This is a genomic window from Flavobacterium coralii (genome assembly GCF_019891545.1).
GTDB lineage: Bacteria > Bacteroidota > Bacteroidia > Flavobacteriales > Flavobacteriaceae > Flavobacterium > Flavobacterium coralii.
The window spans coordinates 453,522-469,707 of sequence record NZ_JAHDIU010000002.1 but is presented as its reverse complement, the minus strand read 5'-3'; the positions used below and the strand labels follow the sequence as shown (position 1 = coordinate 469,707).

12 protein-coding genes are annotated in these 16,186 nt (G+C 38.4%); 3 read left to right on the top strand and 9 right to left on the bottom strand.

Features of this window, described 5'->3' with window-relative positions:
• Window positions 1–32 precede the first annotated feature (32 nt).
• Complete coding sequence (locus KJK34_RS04935) at window positions 33–452, top strand: META domain-containing protein (protein ID WP_223052742.1); 420 nt, start codon at window positions 33–35, stop codon at window positions 450–452.
• Between the two features lie 27 nt (window positions 453–479).
• Here the strand turns inward: KJK34_RS04935 and KJK34_RS04930 are convergent, their stop codons facing one another.
• Together KJK34_RS04930 and KJK34_RS04925 are read right to left on the bottom strand one after the other, a co-directional pair.
• Window positions 480–881, bottom strand: a complete 402-nt coding sequence (locus tag KJK34_RS04930) for a glyoxalase (protein ID WP_223052741.1) — start codon at window positions 879–881, stop codon at window positions 480–482.
• A gap of 74 nt (window positions 882–955) precedes the next feature.
• Complete coding sequence (locus tag KJK34_RS04925) at window positions 956–2,200, bottom strand: OmpA family protein (RefSeq protein WP_223052740.1); 1,245 nt, start codon at window positions 2,198–2,200, stop codon at window positions 956–958.
• Window positions 2,201–2,309: 109 nt separating this feature from the next.
• On the opposite strand from KJK34_RS04925, the gene KJK34_RS04920 reads away from it, so the two are divergent.
• Window positions 2,310–3,662 (top strand): NAD-dependent succinate-semialdehyde dehydrogenase, encoded by a 1,353-nt coding sequence (locus KJK34_RS04920; protein WP_223052739.1) that lies wholly within the window; start codon window positions 2,310–2,312, stop codon window positions 3,660–3,662.
• A gap of 32 nt (window positions 3,663–3,694) precedes the next feature.
• Here the strand turns inward: KJK34_RS04920 and KJK34_RS04915 are convergent, their stop codons facing one another.
• The 6 genes from KJK34_RS04915 to KJK34_RS04890 form a co-directional block, all read right to left on the bottom strand.
• A complete protein-coding gene (locus KJK34_RS04915) occupies window positions 3,695–6,097 on the bottom strand; it encodes an alpha-ketoacid dehydrogenase subunit alpha/beta (RefSeq protein WP_223052738.1) in 2,403 nt (800 codons plus the stop codon).
• Window positions 6,098–6,279: 182 nt separating this feature from the next.
• Complete coding sequence (locus KJK34_RS04910; RefSeq protein ID WP_236937586.1) at window positions 6,280–9,117, bottom strand: gluzincin family metallopeptidase; 2,838 nt, start codon at window positions 9,115–9,117, stop codon at window positions 6,280–6,282.
• Between the two features lie 125 nt (window positions 9,118–9,242).
• Entirely contained in the window at window positions 9,243–9,968 is a 726-nt protein-coding gene (locus KJK34_RS04905) for an LOG family protein (protein ID WP_223052737.1), read from the bottom strand.
• A 34-nt stretch (window positions 9,969–10,002) separates the two neighbouring features.
• Window positions 10,003–12,834 (bottom strand): excinuclease ABC subunit UvrA, encoded by a 2,832-nt coding sequence (uvrA, locus tag KJK34_RS04900; protein ID WP_223052736.1) that lies wholly within the window; start codon window positions 12,832–12,834, stop codon window positions 10,003–10,005.
• A gap of 357 nt (window positions 12,835–13,191) precedes the next feature.
• A complete protein-coding gene (locus tag KJK34_RS04895) occupies window positions 13,192–14,100 on the bottom strand; it encodes a hypothetical protein (RefSeq protein ID WP_223052735.1) in 909 nt (302 codons plus the stop codon).
• A 41-nt stretch (window positions 14,101–14,141) separates the two neighbouring features.
• Window positions 14,142–14,804, bottom strand: a complete 663-nt coding sequence (locus tag KJK34_RS04890; RefSeq protein ID WP_223052734.1) for a spermidine synthase — start codon at window positions 14,802–14,804, stop codon at window positions 14,142–14,144.
• 147 nt (window positions 14,805–14,951) lie between these two features.
• Between KJK34_RS04890 and KJK34_RS04885 the strand changes: the two genes are divergently transcribed.
• Window positions 14,952–15,425 (top strand): 1-acyl-sn-glycerol-3-phosphate acyltransferase, encoded by a 474-nt coding sequence (locus KJK34_RS04885; protein WP_317196867.1) that lies wholly within the window; start codon window positions 14,952–14,954, stop codon window positions 15,423–15,425.
• Between the two features lie 196 nt (window positions 15,426–15,621).
• Here KJK34_RS04885 and KJK34_RS04880 read toward each other — a convergent pair whose 3' ends face one another.
• Window positions 15,622–16,047, bottom strand: coding sequence for a helix-turn-helix domain-containing protein (locus KJK34_RS04880; protein ID WP_223052732.1), 426 nt, complete (start codon window positions 16,045–16,047; stop codon window positions 15,622–15,624).
• Window positions 16,048–16,186: the final 139 nt, after the last annotated feature.

The window sequence follows — 16,186 nt, the reverse complement described above, 5'->3', positions numbered from 1 at the left end:
TCTCCTTAAATTTGGCATAAACGATTTTTAAGATGAATAAGATATTAGGTATTATTGCGGTTGCAGCCTTTGTTACAGGCTGTGGCAGCACAAAAGGAGATACGCTTCAGCAAATGCTTACAACTTCTACCTGGGAGTTACAATCTATACAAGGCAAAAGAGCTACTATGGAGGACTTTGCGAACGGCATGCCTTATGTAAACTTTACTGCCGATTATAAAATTAACGGTAAAGGCGGCTGTAATAACTTTAGCGGTTCGTATAACCTTAATGAAGAAGGTGGCATAAACATAAGCAGACTGGTATCAACTAAAATGTATTGTGAGGGTGTCAGGGAAAATGATTTCCTGGAATTGCTGGAAACTTCTGATGCTGTAAATGTGGATAAAAATAAAATCACACTGCTCAAAGAAACAAAAGAGGTACTTGTACTTGTACCAAAAAAACAATAAAAAAGAGGAACTTTAAGTTCCTCTTTTTTATACCGCTTTTTCTTCGAGTAACTGAACCTGATCCTTTAACCTTTCAATTAGCAGATTCATCATTCTCTTATTCAGGTTTGATGAGTTCTTTATATATTCCTCGAACTCCTCTATCGTAAACATAGCTATAACCATTCCCTTTAATGCATTACGAAACTTTATATCTTTCTGTATAGCATTCTCAATAAACAACAGCTTCTTTTCAATGCTAAGGCTGTAAAAATCGGTTTTATGTTTATTCACGTAGTTTCGGAATGATGCTACAAAAATGTCATTTTGAAATTTAAGGATAGGGCGGATGGTTTTATTCTGGAAAATTTCTTCTGCAGAAGACTGTGGGTGTATGCTGCCCAGTAATTCTTCCCTAATACTGCTTATGGCAATGTCTCGCGGGCTCATGGTTTTTATTTTAAAGATATAAAAAAACCTCTGCATTAAACAGAGGTTTTTGGTATAGTTATTAACCTTACGGCTTATTTCAGGATAAATGTTACCCTTCTAACCACCTGGCGTGCATATTTAGAGTCTTTACTAACAGAGGTATCTTCTCCGTTACCCATAATGTTTAGCCTTGAACCGTTAATTCCTGCATCAACAAGTATCTGCTTAACGTTTTCAGCCCTTCTTGCAGATAAAGCCTGGTTATATTCGGTATTACCAATTTCATCAGCATAACCAATAACATCAGCATTTACGCTAGGGTTATCTTTCAGGTACTTGATAAGGAAGTTTATACCGTTAACTGATTGTGCATTTGGCATATCCTTGTTAAAGTCAAAATACACATTTACGTATCCACCGTTGATAAGGTCTTTAATGTCAGATGCTACACTGCTTTTCACTTCAGTGTTTTTAGCTTCTATATAAGATTCAAGCTCATCCGGCACACCGTTATTGTTCCTGTCAATGGTACGTCCTTTGCTGTCAACAGCAACACCTGTAATAGTGTTAGGCTCTGCATCAAGGTAGTCAGGCACACCATCTTTATCAGTATCATTCATTAGTGTTTCCATTTCACCAAGCCTGCTTTCAATATCTTCAAGCTCATCAGATTTTTCATCTACATACCAGTCAGCATGCTTTTCATGCTTGCCCAGGTAAAAAGATAAACCTATTGTAGCATGGTAAAGTGTACTGTCAAATCCCTGCTCACCCATTGGGTTATATTCAGCTCCATCCCATGTTCTGTGCTGAGAGAAGTTGTTTATCATAGTAAAATCCGCATTAATGGCAATTCTGTTAGATATTCTGTATTGGGCCCCCAAACCAATAAGAAAGTTACCAAGCCTGTCGCCGCCGTCAAACTGATCATTCGAAAGCTGTGAAACACCTACACCAAGGTGTCCTAATACGTTTATTCTGTCGGTCCAGGTTTCAAATTCCATAATACGGCCAAGATTGGCATATCCCTGTAAAGCTATACCAATTACTTCACTTTTAAATTCCCTGTCCGGGTTATCTCCATCATCGTTTAAAACATCGTAACTTCCGTGTAGCTTAAGTCCGAATTTTGTATTAAACATATAACGAAAACCAAGGTCTGCATGAAAAAGGTTATTTGCATTCATATGATATCCCTGAGACATAGGGTTGGCAGCTTTGTTTACACCGCCGTTTACATCTACAGACCACTTGTTAAAATCATTAGCGCCGCCTTCCTGTGCACTGACTGCACCTGTAAGACTAACTAATAATAAGGGGAGAAAGATTTTCTTCATAATAATTGTTTAATGTTATCGGTAGGTTTGAAATTTCGTGTAAATGTAATAATTTTATATTTAAGTAAATACGTGTTATAATTATAACTTAACGCGACAAAATTAAAAAATGTTTTCAATTACAAATCCTTTTGATCTAACTATTTTATCTGACTATCAATATATTACTGATATTCAGGCTATTCAAATAATAGATATTAATCAGAAAACCTTTATTCAGTGGAAAGGGCAAACTGTTGCAGAACGGCTCAAATTTATCAAAAATTTAATATTTGCATTAACAAACAATAAAGAAACGCTGGCGCGCCAATGTACTGCAGAAATGGGGAAGCCCTACAAACAGTCGGTTGCTGAAGTTGAAAAATGCCGTTTATTATGCGAATATTATATTGATAATGCAGAGCAATTTTTAGCTCCTAAAACTATTAAAACAGACGCCTCTGAAAGTTATGTTACCTATGAGCCATTAGGGGTAATATTAGGTGTCATGCCGTGGAATTTCCCGTACTGGCAGGTATTTCGTTTTGCAATACTCAGTATAATTGCAGGTAATACGGTTGCGGTTAAGCATGCAAGCAACGTTGCCGGTTGTGCGATAATGATTGAAAAACTTTTTAAAGAAGCCGCTTTTCCGGATGGTGTATATAAAAACCTGCTTATTTCCGGCAAACAAGTTGAAAAAATTATAGAGAATCCTATCGTAAAAGCCGTTTCACTTACCGGAAGCGAAAAAGCAGGTGCATCAGTAGCGGCAACGGCTGCAAAAGGCATTAAAAAATCAGTACTTGAACTGGGTGGCAGCAATGCATTCATTATTTTGGAAGATGCCGATATAGATAAAGCTGCGGAAACGGCTGTAACAGCACGTATGCAAAACACAGGGCAAAGCTGCATAGCCGCCAAGCGCTTTTTAGTGCATGAAAGCCTATTTGATGCTTTTACTACAAAATTTAAAGAAAGGGTAGAGGCATTAAAAAGCGGAGACCCGATGGATGAAGATACCTATATAGGGCCATTGGCACGGGTTGACCTTGCTGAAGAAGTAGAAAAACAGGTTGAAGAATCTGTAAAAATGGGAGCTAAGATTATAACAGGTGGTAATCGCAATAACGCTTTTTATGAACCGACAATACTAACTGATGTAACAACAGATATGCCTGTTTTTAAAGAGGAAGTGTTTGGGCCTGTTGCTCCTGTTATACCTTTCAGCACTTTTGAAGAAGCGGTAGAATTAAGCAATGCAACTGAGTTTGGGCTTGGTGTAACTGTGTTTACAGAAAACGTTGAATCCATTAAAGAGAAATTACACTTTTTCAATGAGGGGGCAGTATTTGTAAATGCACTTGTAAAATCGGATCCTGCACTGCCGTTTGGCGGAGTAAAAAAGTCTGGTTTTGGCAGGGAGCTGGCAGAAAACGGCATTAAGGAATTTGTGAATGTAAAAACAGTTTATATAAAGTAAAACAAAGCCCGCTTTAAAAGCGGGCTTTGTTTTTAATATAGTGAAGGAAATTTTGCCGGATTGGCTTCGTGCATAATTGCATATACCTTTTCATATATATCTTCTGCAGATGGTTTGCTGAAGTAGTCGCCATCCGTGCCGTAAGCCGGCCTGTGTGCTTTTGCGCTCATAGCCTCAGGCTTGCTGTCAAGGTAGCGGTAAGCGTCCTGCTCATCCACAATTTTTTGCAGTATATATGCAGATGCCCCGCCGGGAACATCTTCATCTATAACCAGCAGCCTGTTTGTTTTGGCAACACTCTTAACAATATCATGGTTAATATCAAACGGTAGCAGTGACTGAATATCTATAATTTCAGCTTCTATGCCTGCTTCCGCCAGTTCTTTTGCAGCTTGCTCTACAAGGCGCAGGGTAGAACCATAAGAAACAAGTGTAATATCATTACCCTCCCTTATAGTTTCTACAACGCCAACAGGTGTTTTAAACTCACCCAGATTTGCAGGCATCTTTTCTTTAAGCCTGTAACCGTTAAGGCATTCTACTATAAGTGCAGGCTCATCTGTTTCAAGCAGCGTGTTATAAAAACCTGCAGCTTTGGTCATGTTGCGCGGTACAAGCACGTGTATGCCCCTTAGCGCATTTATAATCATACCCATAGGAGAACCCGAATGCCATATGCCTTCAAGCCTGTGTCCGCGTGTCCTTATAATAAGTGGTGCTTTTTGTTTTCCGGCAGTCCTGTATTGCAGGGTTGCAAGGTCATCGCTCATGATTTGTACAGCATATAACAGATAATCCAAATATTGTATTTCTGCAATCGGCCTCAAGCCACGCATTGCCATACCAATACCCTGGCCAAGTATAGTTGCCTCGCGGATACCCGCATCACAAACCCTGAAGTCGCCATACTTTTCCTGCATGCCTTCAAGCCCTTGGTTCACATCACCAATGTTACCGCAATCTTCACCAAAAACAAGTGCTTCAGGATATCTGCTGAATACTGCATCAAAATTATCGCGTATAATTACCCTTCCGTCAACTTCCTCAGCATTATCACCATATTCTGCAGCTACAGGCTTAACATTGTAAACGCTTTTGTCTGATTCAGAGAAAAGGTGTGAACTATATTTAGGCTGTATTTTTTCTGTATAATTTTTTATCCAGCCTGCAAGTTGCATCCTGCTGTCTTCATTAACAATAATGCGCAATACTTTACGCGCAGTAGTCAGTACTTCTTTGCGGATAGGCTCTTTAATTGAAGCAAGATCATTTGCATGCTTCTCTATGAATACCTTATTAGGGCTTTTGGAAGCTATATTTGTAAGCAAAGCTACAAGTTCCTGTTGTTCAGCTTTCATTGGTGCGGTATAAGCTGACCATGCTGCTTTTTTACCTTCAAGAACATCTTTCTTAGCATCTTTTTCTATAGCTTCAAGGTCCTCTTCTAGAGCAATGTTATTGTCAAGCATCCATTTCCTCATCTGGGCAATACAGTCATACTCACCTTCCCAGCTCAGGCGGTCAGTGTTTTTATATCGTTCGTGCGAGCCAGATGTAGAGTGTCCCTGCGGCTGTGTAAGCTCATGTACGTGTATTAGCACAGGCACATGCTCTTCACGGGCTATAGCAGAAGCTTTTTCATAGGCGGCAACCAGTTCAGGATAATCCCAGCCTTTAACCTTTATGATTTCGTAGCCTTTGTTGTCTTCATCACGCTGAAATCCTTTAAGTATTTCAGAGATATTTTCTTTTGTAGTCTGGTGCCTTGCGTGTACTGATATACCATATTCATCATCCCAAACGCTTATTACCATCGGTACCTGTAGTACTCCGGCAGCATTTATGGTTTCAAAAAATAAACCTTCAGATGTACTGGCATTACCTATTGTACCCCATGCTATTTCATTCCCGTTTACGGAAAATTTTTCGGCATCAATACCTGGTACATTCCTGTATATTTTAGAGGCCTGTGCAAGCCCTAAAAGCCTCGGCATTTGTCCGGCAGTAGGGGATATATCGGCACTGGAGTTTTTTTGTTGTGTAAGGTTTTTCCAGTTTCCGTTTTCATCCAGGCTGTGAGTGGCAAAGTGGCCACCCATTTGGCGCCCGCCCGACATTGGGTCGTGCTCTATATCGCTGTGGCCGTATAAGCCCGCAAAAAACTGTTGTACGGTTAGCTGGCCTATAGCCATCATAAATGTCTGGTCGCGGTAATAACCCGAGCGGAAATCGCCATTTTTAAATGCTTTTGCCATTGCAAGCTGTGGTACTTCCTTACCATCTCCGAATATACCGAATTTGGCTTTACCTGTAAGTACTTCCCTGCGGCCCAAAAGGCTGCATTCCCTGCTTAAAACGGCAAGTTTGTAATCATTCAGCACTTCTGCCTTAAAATCGTCAAATGAAATTGATTTCTTTGTCTGTGTCTCTGTCATATAACAACGGGTTGTATGCCTACAAATTTAAATAAAAGATTTAAACTTTAACAGCAGCTCAGGAAAATTACTTTAATTATTTTTAATAAAAAAGTAACAATTAGCTGTTTTGATGGATTATAATTATTAAAACCACCTAAAAAATATGTTTTATATATTTTTTACGAACTCTGGTTATTCCGTCAGAACCATTTACGTGTAAACAGGTTTATGAGCGTGCCTGGGCTTATAGTTACCACAAAACGTATTTTTTCGCTATAGTTACCATCCTGAAGTTCAAATCCGTTACTTGAATATACCGGGAAGTATAGCTCAAAATAATCAGGCAGCAGGTTAAGGCGGATGCCGCTGTCATATACAAATTTTGCACTGTCATACTTATTTTTAAATGTCCCGGCATCACCATATACTTCTATCCAGTTCCAGATATTAAAGCTTCCGTTAACCGTTACCATCCACTGATTGGCAAAACGTGTACCGAATATTGATTTAAAGCCTCCCTCGGCCATTATGTATTGCTGGCTGAAAAGCCCAGTAGTTTCAGAACGCCCGTAAAAATTATAGTCAAACATGTAGTCGCTTGGCCTGTCGAGACCGAAGCTGAAAAATTCTGAATTAGTGCTGCGATACACAAAAGCACCTGCAAACATACGCAGGTTAATTTGCCTGTTATCATTAAACAGCCTCCTGAATTGTACTTCGCCTGCAAGCTTGCCAAATGATTTTGAAAGCTGCACATCGGTATAAAAATTATAATGCTTTGTAATCTCTGAGTCGAACTTACTGTAACGTGCGTTAAAAACAGAATAACTTTCGTTCTGCTCTTCCGTACCGGCATATACAGACCTCTCGCGGTCAACTAAAACCTGGCGTAATGTTATAAACTGCCTGCGGTTTTCCCTGAAGTCTTCCTCACGGATACGGAACTGCACGGCAGGCGTAAACTTTGTATAGCGTGCATCTGGCGCGTAGTGATAGGTTGATGCCCCCACAGAATAACGCACATTAAACAAGTCGCCTTCCCGAATATAATTGTTTACAGCGAAAGAAAATGATCCTATGAGTTGTCCTGTTTTAAGGGAATAGGTAGGATTCAGCTCAAATATAATCGGTTTTTCAAGTAATGACTTGTTATGCAGGCGCAGCCCGGGCGAAAATCCGTCATATATATTGAATATAAAGCTTGGCACATAAAAGACCTGGTTATAGTGCGGATTTTCAAGATCCTGAAAAAAAGTGAATTTAAAAGGCTTTTGGTTGGGCGACCATGTGTTTAGCGTGCGCCAGTTATTACGCAGGTTATATTCGGGCACTGTATTTTCATAGTTAAGTGCAAGCCTTTCCGCTCCGAAAGATGCTATGGTTAAGGTAGTATCTGTAACTACATTTTCCAACCATTGCTTAAAAACAACTGTATCATTTTTAAGCCCGTAAACAGGTATAGGAACATTTGCGCCTGTACGGTTCTTAACGGTAATATGTAATGAATCGCCAATGGTTTTTGCCTTCCCGAATTTATAATCTATGATCTCCCTGCTGTGTACCATTGTCTCGAAAAACCAATCGATATTTTTCTGTGACTTGCTTTTTAGCAATTCTTCAAAATCACTGGCACTTGCCTGGCTTGTTGTGTTAAGCCTGTAAAATTCTTTTATAGACTGTGGTACGGCATCTGTAGCAAGATAATCATTCAGGTATTTAAAACTTAATCCGGCTTTATATTTACCTGCAAGTTGCTCATTGAATTTTATGAGCTTATTTTTAGGATAACCTATAGGCTGGTCAAGGTTTTTGCGCGCCATGAGCAGGTACAGGTAATTGTACTTATCATTATAGGCTATATTAAACAGATGATGCCCCTGTAAAATACCCCAGTCGGACAGTTGTCCCATCATTTTTTTATCGGGGTAAAAATCTTCCATGTACTGCATCATCAGGTATATCTGTATGCCATCATATACCCACGCTTCTTTTCTCGGGTCGAGCTTCAGAGTATTTCTGAGGTTGGCATGCAGGTAGGTTTTCAGGAACCGTATTTCGTAGGTAAATGCATCAGGGAAAGGGTTTAGGAAGGAGGGGAGCTGGTTTAACCCATAAACCGGGTTACGCTCATAATCGTTTTGTGAGACTATTATTTTTCCATTAGGATAACGCCCTAAAACGCTGTCGACATATCGCGTTACCTGGTCTATAATCAGTGATTTCTGTATTTCTGTAATACGGTCGTCTTTAAGGTTGGTGCTTACTTCAGCTACACTGTTTCTGTAAACTTTAAATGTTTTCTTTTTTTCGAATACAAGGTTAAAGTTGTTGGATTGTTTACCTACCAGAAAATATTCTTTTTTGTTGCCTTCTATACGTTTCTCACTGCCAATATACAGGTCAGATGTTACGGCAATATCCTCCGGCACCCTCAGTAAAACTTCATAATCGCTTATGGCATTGGCAATATCGTCAAGGTTTTCGTTACTGTAACGCACAAACTTTCCTTCGGTATAACGGGCAGGCACAAGGTACCAGTCCTTTAAAATGAAATTCCCGTCTTTATCATAGCCAAAACGGGTAAACCTATCGTTTGGTATTTTAACGGTATAGCGTATCGTTATACTAAACTTATGGTTTGGGTAAATCGGGTTTTTAAGTTGTATATCAACAATGTCAGGATGTTTTGGTGTTCTCTCCCAGCTAAGCGGCCTGCCATTCTGGTCGGTAACAGTAGCTATGGTTGTGCTACCGCGGTCCTCATCTTTTGCAAGGTGAAAAGCACGGACAAATTCGTCTGAAAAACGTTTAGCAAGAGGAGTGTCTTTACCGGAATATGCATTGTTCCAGTCGTTCAGCACAAGGCTGTTAATTGTGTCTGATGTCTGGTTAAAATAGGTTATTTCCTGCCTTACGTTAAGCACCTTTGCATCATGGTCAACATCAACAAAAAGTTTATTGAGATGCTGTGCCTGTACAGGTACATTTATAAGCAGGAAAAATATAAAAGCTTTTAAACTATTTAAATGTGCTGACAATTCGTGTAAATTATTTTGCAGATATACTATAAACAGCTGTTTTTACTGTTAAGTATATTACAGATGCAATTTTGTTTAGTTGGTTGCTGTAAAAAATGTTAAAGCTGCCAAAAGGCAGCTTTATATTAAAAGTTCGGGCTAAGGTTGTATTTCTTGTAGAAGTTGTCAATTACTTCAAGTACTTCGTCTTCTGTGTCCACAATCCTGATTAGCTTCATATCTTCAGGACTGGCATTAAAATATTTGCCAATCATAACATCTTTAATCCAATCGATTAGGCCCGTCCAGAATTCGCTGCCCACAAGTATGATTGGGAATTTGGCTATCTTTTTGGTCTGTATAAGGGTTATTGCCTCAAACATTTCATCAAGGGTGCCAAAGCCTCCGGGCATTACGACAAATCCCTGGGAATATTTTACAAACATAACCTTACGTACAAAAAAGTAGTCAAAGTTCAGGTTCTTGTCTTTATCAATAAAAGGGTTAAAATGCTGCTCGAAAGGCAGTTCGATATTCAGTCCTACAGATGGGCCTCCGCCGGCATGGGCACCTTTGTTACCGGCCTCCATAATACCGGGGCCACCACCTGTAATAACACCATAACCTGCTTTGGCTATTTTAGCGGCAATTTTTTCTGCAAGTAAATAATATTTATCCTCGGGTTTTGTACGTGCGGAACCAAATATAGATACACATGGGCCTATACGCGCCATTGATTCAAAACCATTTACGAATTCTGACATTATTTTGAATATTGCCCAGGAATCGTTACTCCTTATCTCATTCCAGTTTTTTTGCTTTAGCCCATCGTGGATGCGCTCATCGTCATTTTCAAAATTTTCTATAGACATGCAATCTCTGATTTTTTTCTATTGAACAAACGTGCTAAGATAACTCTTTTTTCAGGAACTTGGCGGTATAGCTTTTTTTGTTTTTGGCAACTTCTTCCGGTGTACCTTTGGCTACAACCATTCCGCCGCCTTTACCGCCTTCATATCCAATATCAATAATATAATCTGCCAGTTTAATCACATCAAGGTTGTGCTCTATAATAAGCACTGTGTTGCCCTTTTTAAGCAGCTTGTTTATAACTTCCATCAACACCCTTATATCTTCAAAATGAAGCCCTGTAGTTGGCTCATCCAGTATATAAAACGTATTACCTGTGTCTTTTTTAGAAAGCTCTGAAGCCAATTTAATGCGCTGTGCCTCGCCACCCGAAAGCGTAGTGCTTTGCTGCCCTAATGTTATGTAACCCAGACCAACATCCTGTATGGTTTTTATCTTGCGATATATTTTAGGGATATTCTCAAAAAACGGTACAGCTTCATCTACCGTCATTTCCAGTATATCCGAAATAGATTTACCCTTGTAACGTATTTCGAGTGTTTCGCGGTTAAAGCGCTTGCCCTGGCAGGTTTCGCACTCAACATAAACATCGGGCAAAAAGTTCATTTCAATCACACGCAGGCCCGAACCTTCGCAGGTTTCGCAGCGCCCGCCTTTTACATTAAAACTGAACCTTCCGGGCTTATAACCACGTATCATGGCTTCAGGTGTCTGGGTAAACAGCCTCCTGATTTCACTGAAAACATCAGTGTAGGTAGCAGGGTTAGAGCGCGGTGTGCGCCCAATTGGTGACTGGTCTATATCTATAACTTTATCCACATGTTCCAGCCCTTCAATTTTTTTATAGGGTTGCGGTTTTTTTACAGCGTTGTAAAAGTGTGTATTAAGAATAGGGTATAGGGTTTCATTTATCAGTGTACTTTTGCCACTGCCGGACACACCTGTAACGCATATCAGCTTACCTAAAGGAAACTCAACACTCACATTTTTAAGGTTATTGCCGGTAGCACCTGTAAGTTTTATAGTTTTACCGTTGCCCTCACGTCTCTTTTTGGGTACTGCTATTTCTTTTTCACCGTTTAGGTAAGCTGCTGTAAGGGTATGCTCTTTAAGTAATTCGGCAGGAGTTCCTTTACTTACTATCTGTCCTCCGAAGCGTCCTGCAGCAGGCCCTATATCTATAACATAATCGGCACGCTCTATCATGTCTTTATCATGCTCTACCACGAGGACGGAGTTACCAATATCCCGTAGTTGCTCGAGTGAACGTATCAGTTTTTCGTTATCGCGCTGGTGCAGCCCTATACTTGGCTCATCCAGTATATATAAAACACCAACAAGCTGCGAGCCTATTTGTGTGGCCAGCCTTATACGCTGTGCCTCACCACCCGAAAGTGATCCCGAACTGCGGTGTAATGAAAGATAAGTAAGCCCTACATCTACCAGGAAACCCAGCCTTGCCTTTATTTCCTTAATAATTTCATGTGCTATGGCTTTCTGTTTATCCGAAAGAAAATCTTCAAGCACATTGAACCATTCGGCTAGGTCGGCAATATCCATTTGTGAAAGCTCCGCTATGTTAAGCCCGTTTACTTTAAAGTAAAGCGATTCTTTTTTAAGTCGGGAGCCGTGGCAGACAGGACATTCTATTTCGTCCATAAAATCTTTCGCCCATCGTTTTATGGAAGATGAACCGCTTTCGTCATACTGATTCTTTATAAAAGCCGAAATGCCTTCGAAGTCAATTTTATATTCGCGGTTTATACCCAGCGTTTTAGATGATACAGAGAATTTTTCCTTACCGCCGTTCAGTATCATATCCATAGCTTCGGCAGGAATTTTTTCTATGGCATCTGTCAGCTTAAAGCCATATTTTTCGCCGATAGTCTCTATCTGCTTAAATATCCATGAATTCTTGTATTCTCCCAAAGGAGCAAACCCTCCTTTTTTTATGGAAATTTTCAGGTCAGGTATTATTTTATGGATGTTGATTTCATTTACAACACCAAGACCGTTGCAATGGTCGCAAGCACCTTTAGGGCTGTTAAATGAAAAATTATTAGGTTCGGGGTTAGGGTAAGATATACCCGAAGATGGGCACATAAGGTTACGGCTGTAGTAACGAACCTCCCGGCTTTCCTGTTCAATAACCATAAGCACATCCTCACCGTGGTACATGGCCGTTTTAATGCTGTCGGAAAGGCGTTTTTGAGTGTCTTCGGTATCGTCTATGGCAAGGCGGTCTATAACTGTTTCTATGTCGTGTACCTTATAGCGGTCCAGCTTCATTCCGCTTTCTATATCGCGTATCTCGCCATCAACACGCACTTTCAGGAACCCCTGCTTGGATATTTGCTCAAATAGCTCGCGGTAATGCCCTTTCCGGGAACGGATAATCGGGGCAAGTATATTAATGCGCTTACCAGTGAATTTTTCTATTATCAGGTCGCGTATCTGGTCGTCGCTGTAACTCACCATTTTTTCGCCCGTTTCGTAGCTGTAGGCATCAGAAGCCCGTGCGTACAAAAGACGGAGAAAATCGTAAATCTCAGTAATGGTACCTACGGTTGAGCGCGGGCTTTTGCTTGTGGTTTTCTGCTCAATAGCAATAACAGGAGAGAGGCCTTCTATCTTATCTACATCGGGCCTTTCCAGCCCGCCCAGGAACTGGCGTGCATAAGCAGAAAAAGTTTCTATATACCTGCGTTGCCCTTCGGCGTAAATAGTATCAAAAGCCAGCGATGATTTGCCCGATCCTGAAAGCCCTGTTATAACAACAAGCTTTTCGCGAGGTATGGTAACATCTATATTTTTAAGGTTGTGGGCGCGTGCGCCAAGCACTTCAATCGTTTCGTCGTTTTTCAGCATAGCAGTTTTTGTGCAAAACGCAAAGGTACTGATTTTTAAGGAAAATTGCTTTTAAAGCTATTGTATAGCTACGTTAATTTATGTCAAATAAAATGATTAAAACTATTTATTGTTAGAAGTAGTTTTTATGTACTTACATATTATATTGATAATGGCTGTGAGAGGTAGAACTTTGATTATAGAAACTATTTGTTTAACAACTAATTTGGACTTTTTACTAGGAATTATCCATAAAAGTATAGTGTATATAATAAAAAATAGTAGTATAGACTGAACTGTTTCCATATTGAATTTATTACTACAGCAAATAAAAGAAACAATTGAAGAATATGTAGTTCCGAGATGTTCCGGAACTTATTAATTTATTGATTTAGAATGTGGTATAAATAAGCCTTCTTTATCAAATACTTTTTTTGCTTCATTAAATTTATCATCTGAAGGATTCAAGTATTTCCGTAATGTATCATCGGAAATATTGATTTCGAAATTTTGTTTAATAAGTTTAGCAAAAGCGGTATAATTAACTTCCCCATTTTTGTTTTTTGGAGCATCCAGATATCCATTTTGTTCTAAAGTACTTATTAAAAATCCTATATGAGTTTTTGTTCCAATCCATTTTATTTTAGACTCTTTAAATTTATTATCTTTAATTAACTCGATCTTTGATTGGATTTTTTGTAATTCATAATAAAATTGATTACCTATTGTATATAGTGCTAGAGGCAAAAAGCTTATTGCACTAAATCTCTTATAAAAATAATCTAAAAGATATGGTATTTCATTTTTATCTAGATTAATATCTTTTATAGTATTTAAGATTTCATCGTTGATTTCAATTGTAAGGTCTTTTGAATATCTATAGATGTAAAGAGATAGAATTTTTAAAATCTTATTATTGGTATCAATTTCTGTATAATATCTAGATAAGTTATTATCAATATAAAAATCATTTTTTAATGTTTTGATTTTTAATTTCACAGCTTCTAAATTGAAATGTAAAAAAGAGTCCAAATATTCAAACTCTCTAGTTGAAATATTAATATAAATTTCTGAAAGTGCTTTTTGATATTTATCACGAACATTATTTAAAATTTCACGTCTCTTTAAATGAATTTCATCTAGATTCAATTCATAATAATAGTTGTTATTATAAAAAACTTTTAAATCGTAACGTGTAAAGTCTACTACTTCTGCATCACTTTGAATAATGAAAAAGCTATAATAATTGTCGCCTAAAGAATTAATAAAATTAGTTACGCTTTTCATTAGATTGAGTATTATTAAAATGCTAAAATATTAATATATTTTTACATTAATTTTTTAATGGTAAAAAGCTCATTATGGTCTTCTACCTTTGGGTACATCCGTACTGAATAATCGCTGTTAAACTTTAGCCTGTACTTTAAGTTGCGTTCTTTATGCTCATTGGTTAATGTCATGGTATTAAATAAAATAAAACCATTTACATTAAGCAAAAAATTAATCCGGTTGATAAAGAAGTCCCTGAATAAAAATGTTGGCATTTCTGTATCCTGAAAAATATCTATTATTATCAGGTCATATTTTTCTTTCGTTTTGAGAACAAACTCAAACGCATCATCTATTATTAATGTAAGGTTTGGCGCATTACCTAAACCGAAATAGGTATTCGCAATCTCTGCAACAGCAGGATCTATCTCTACACCTGTAATTTTGCCTTTGTAGTTTATTTCTTCGGTAAGGGTTTTTATAACACTACCCCCGGCAACTCCAAGCACCAGTATATTATTAAATCCGCGTATGCGCTCAAACCCTATATAATTGAGTCCTTTGCGTAATATGCGTTGCAGGCTGCCATAAGAATAATTGGTGTTTTTAGAGTCTAACACCAGGCTCCCGTTATTGAGTGTAACTTCCAGCCGGTTGCTGTACCTGGAATTTTTTTTATGTATTGTTACAGGTATAAAGTAACTGAGTAATTTCTTAAGCATCAGGTTTATTTTCCTAATCGTAAATATATACTATTTTTACCGCTACTTTTTTCTTACAAGATGAAAAAAATATACCGATTTATATTTTTCAGGCTAATGGGCTGGCGCATAAAACGTTTTATAAACCCTGATCTAAAAAAATGTGTCATGATTGTGGTACCGCACACAAGCTGGGTTGATTTTTTTATAGGTGTGTTTGCACGCGGCGCTATTGGGCTGGAAATGCATTTTGTGGCCAAGAAAGAACTGTTTGCATTTCCGTTGGGCGGTTACTTCCGGTGGATGGGCGGTGCGCCCTTAAACAGGCAAAAACAGGAAAACAAAGTAGATGCCATAGCCGCAATATTTGAAGAACGTGAAGTATTCAGGCTCGCAATTGCACCGGAAGGCACCCGAAAGAAAGTAGAAAAGTGGAAGACAGGTTTTTATTACATAGCGTTAAAAGCTGATGTACCTGTAGTCGCCGTAGCTTTTGATTACGGAAAAAAAGAAGTAAAGATTGCAGAACCCTATTACCTTACAGGAGATATAGTGAGCGACTTAAGATTTCTTGAAGAATATTATACAGGAGTTACAGGTTTTGTAAAAGAGAACAGCTATAATCCTTTAGGAAGAGTTTAACGCTTTGTTGGGAAGGTTTTCAGGATTTTGATTGTAATTTTATACTACAGGTTAAGATTAATTGGTAACCAATAAAATCTACTGAATTTTATTTTAAATTACATTCTGCCGTTAAGGCTGAATTCAAGATAATTTGTGTTTGTTTTATTGGTTAATGAGCCCCGAGGATATCTTTTATAAGATATTCCGGGGTTTTTTAATTTTTATGCGTGTAACTTTTAAATGTGCCATTGGTGTAAAACACAACGATACGCTCTATATTCTCTTCTATATAATTTCCAAAGCTACTTTCTGACTGCTTTCCTGTAGATGTTTCCTGTTCCTCATGGCTAAATAAATCTGCAACGGTTTTTTGAGGAGCAGGAGGGGCGGTAATTGTACTTTTGGAATTATCGTCTTTAGGAAAGCTGCCCTTTCCATTCAGCAGCCAGTAGATGTCAACTTCCGGAAAAGTTTCTATGATCTTGAGTATAAAATCAAGGCTTGGCTTATTTCTGCCGGACAATAAATGCGAAAGTCCTGAACGTTGAATCCCGAGTTTATCTGCAAAAGCGGAAGCAGAAACATTGTAGTATTCTAACAAGAATTCAAGACGCTTGATAAAATCCTCCGTGTTTACCATTGTAAATTATTTGATACTTTACAAATGTAAACAATTCTTCGTTCTCAAACAAATACTGCTATAAATTGCCGTAAAAACCCCATAGTATAACTTCATATGATTACATATAAACGTCTGTTTGTTATTTGATTAAGATTAA

Bases quoted from the DNA above. Each gene is read 5' to 3' on its own strand.
- KJK34_RS04935 (WP_223052742.1), top strand. From the start codon at position 33: ATGAATAAGATATTAGGTATTATTGCGGTTGCAGCCTTTGTTACAGGC.
- KJK34_RS04925 (WP_223052740.1), bottom strand. From the start codon at position 2,200: ATGAAGAAAATCTTTCTCCCCTTATTATTAGTTAGTCTTACAGGTGCA.
- KJK34_RS04890 (WP_223052734.1), bottom strand. From the start codon at position 14,804: ATGCTTAAGAAATTACTCAGTTACTTTATACCTGTAACAATACATAAA.
- KJK34_RS04915 (WP_223052738.1), bottom strand. From the start codon at position 6,097: ATGACAGAGACACAGACAAAGAAATCAATTTCATTTGACGATTTTAAG.
- uvrA (WP_223052736.1), bottom strand. From the start codon at position 12,834: ATGCTGAAAAACGACGAAACGATTGAAGTGCTTGGCGCACGCGCCCAC.
- KJK34_RS04895 (WP_223052735.1), bottom strand. From the start codon at position 14,100: ATGAAAAGCGTAACTAATTTTATTAATTCTTTAGGCGACAATTATTAT.
- KJK34_RS04885 (WP_317196867.1), top strand. From the start codon at position 14,952: ATGATTGTGGTACCGCACACAAGCTGGGTTGATTTTTTTATAGGTGTG.
- KJK34_RS04880 (WP_223052732.1), bottom strand. From the start codon at position 16,047: ATGGTAAACACGGAGGATTTTATCAAGCGTCTTGAATTCTTGTTAGAA.
- KJK34_RS04905 (WP_223052737.1), bottom strand. From the start codon at position 9,968: ATGTCTATAGAAAATTTTGAAAATGACGATGAGCGCATCCACGATGGG.
- KJK34_RS04930 (WP_223052741.1), bottom strand. From the start codon at position 881: ATGAGCCCGCGAGACATTGCCATAAGCAGTATTAGGGAAGAATTACTG.
- KJK34_RS04920 (WP_223052739.1), top strand. From the start codon at position 2,310: ATGTTTTCAATTACAAATCCTTTTGATCTAACTATTTTATCTGACTAT.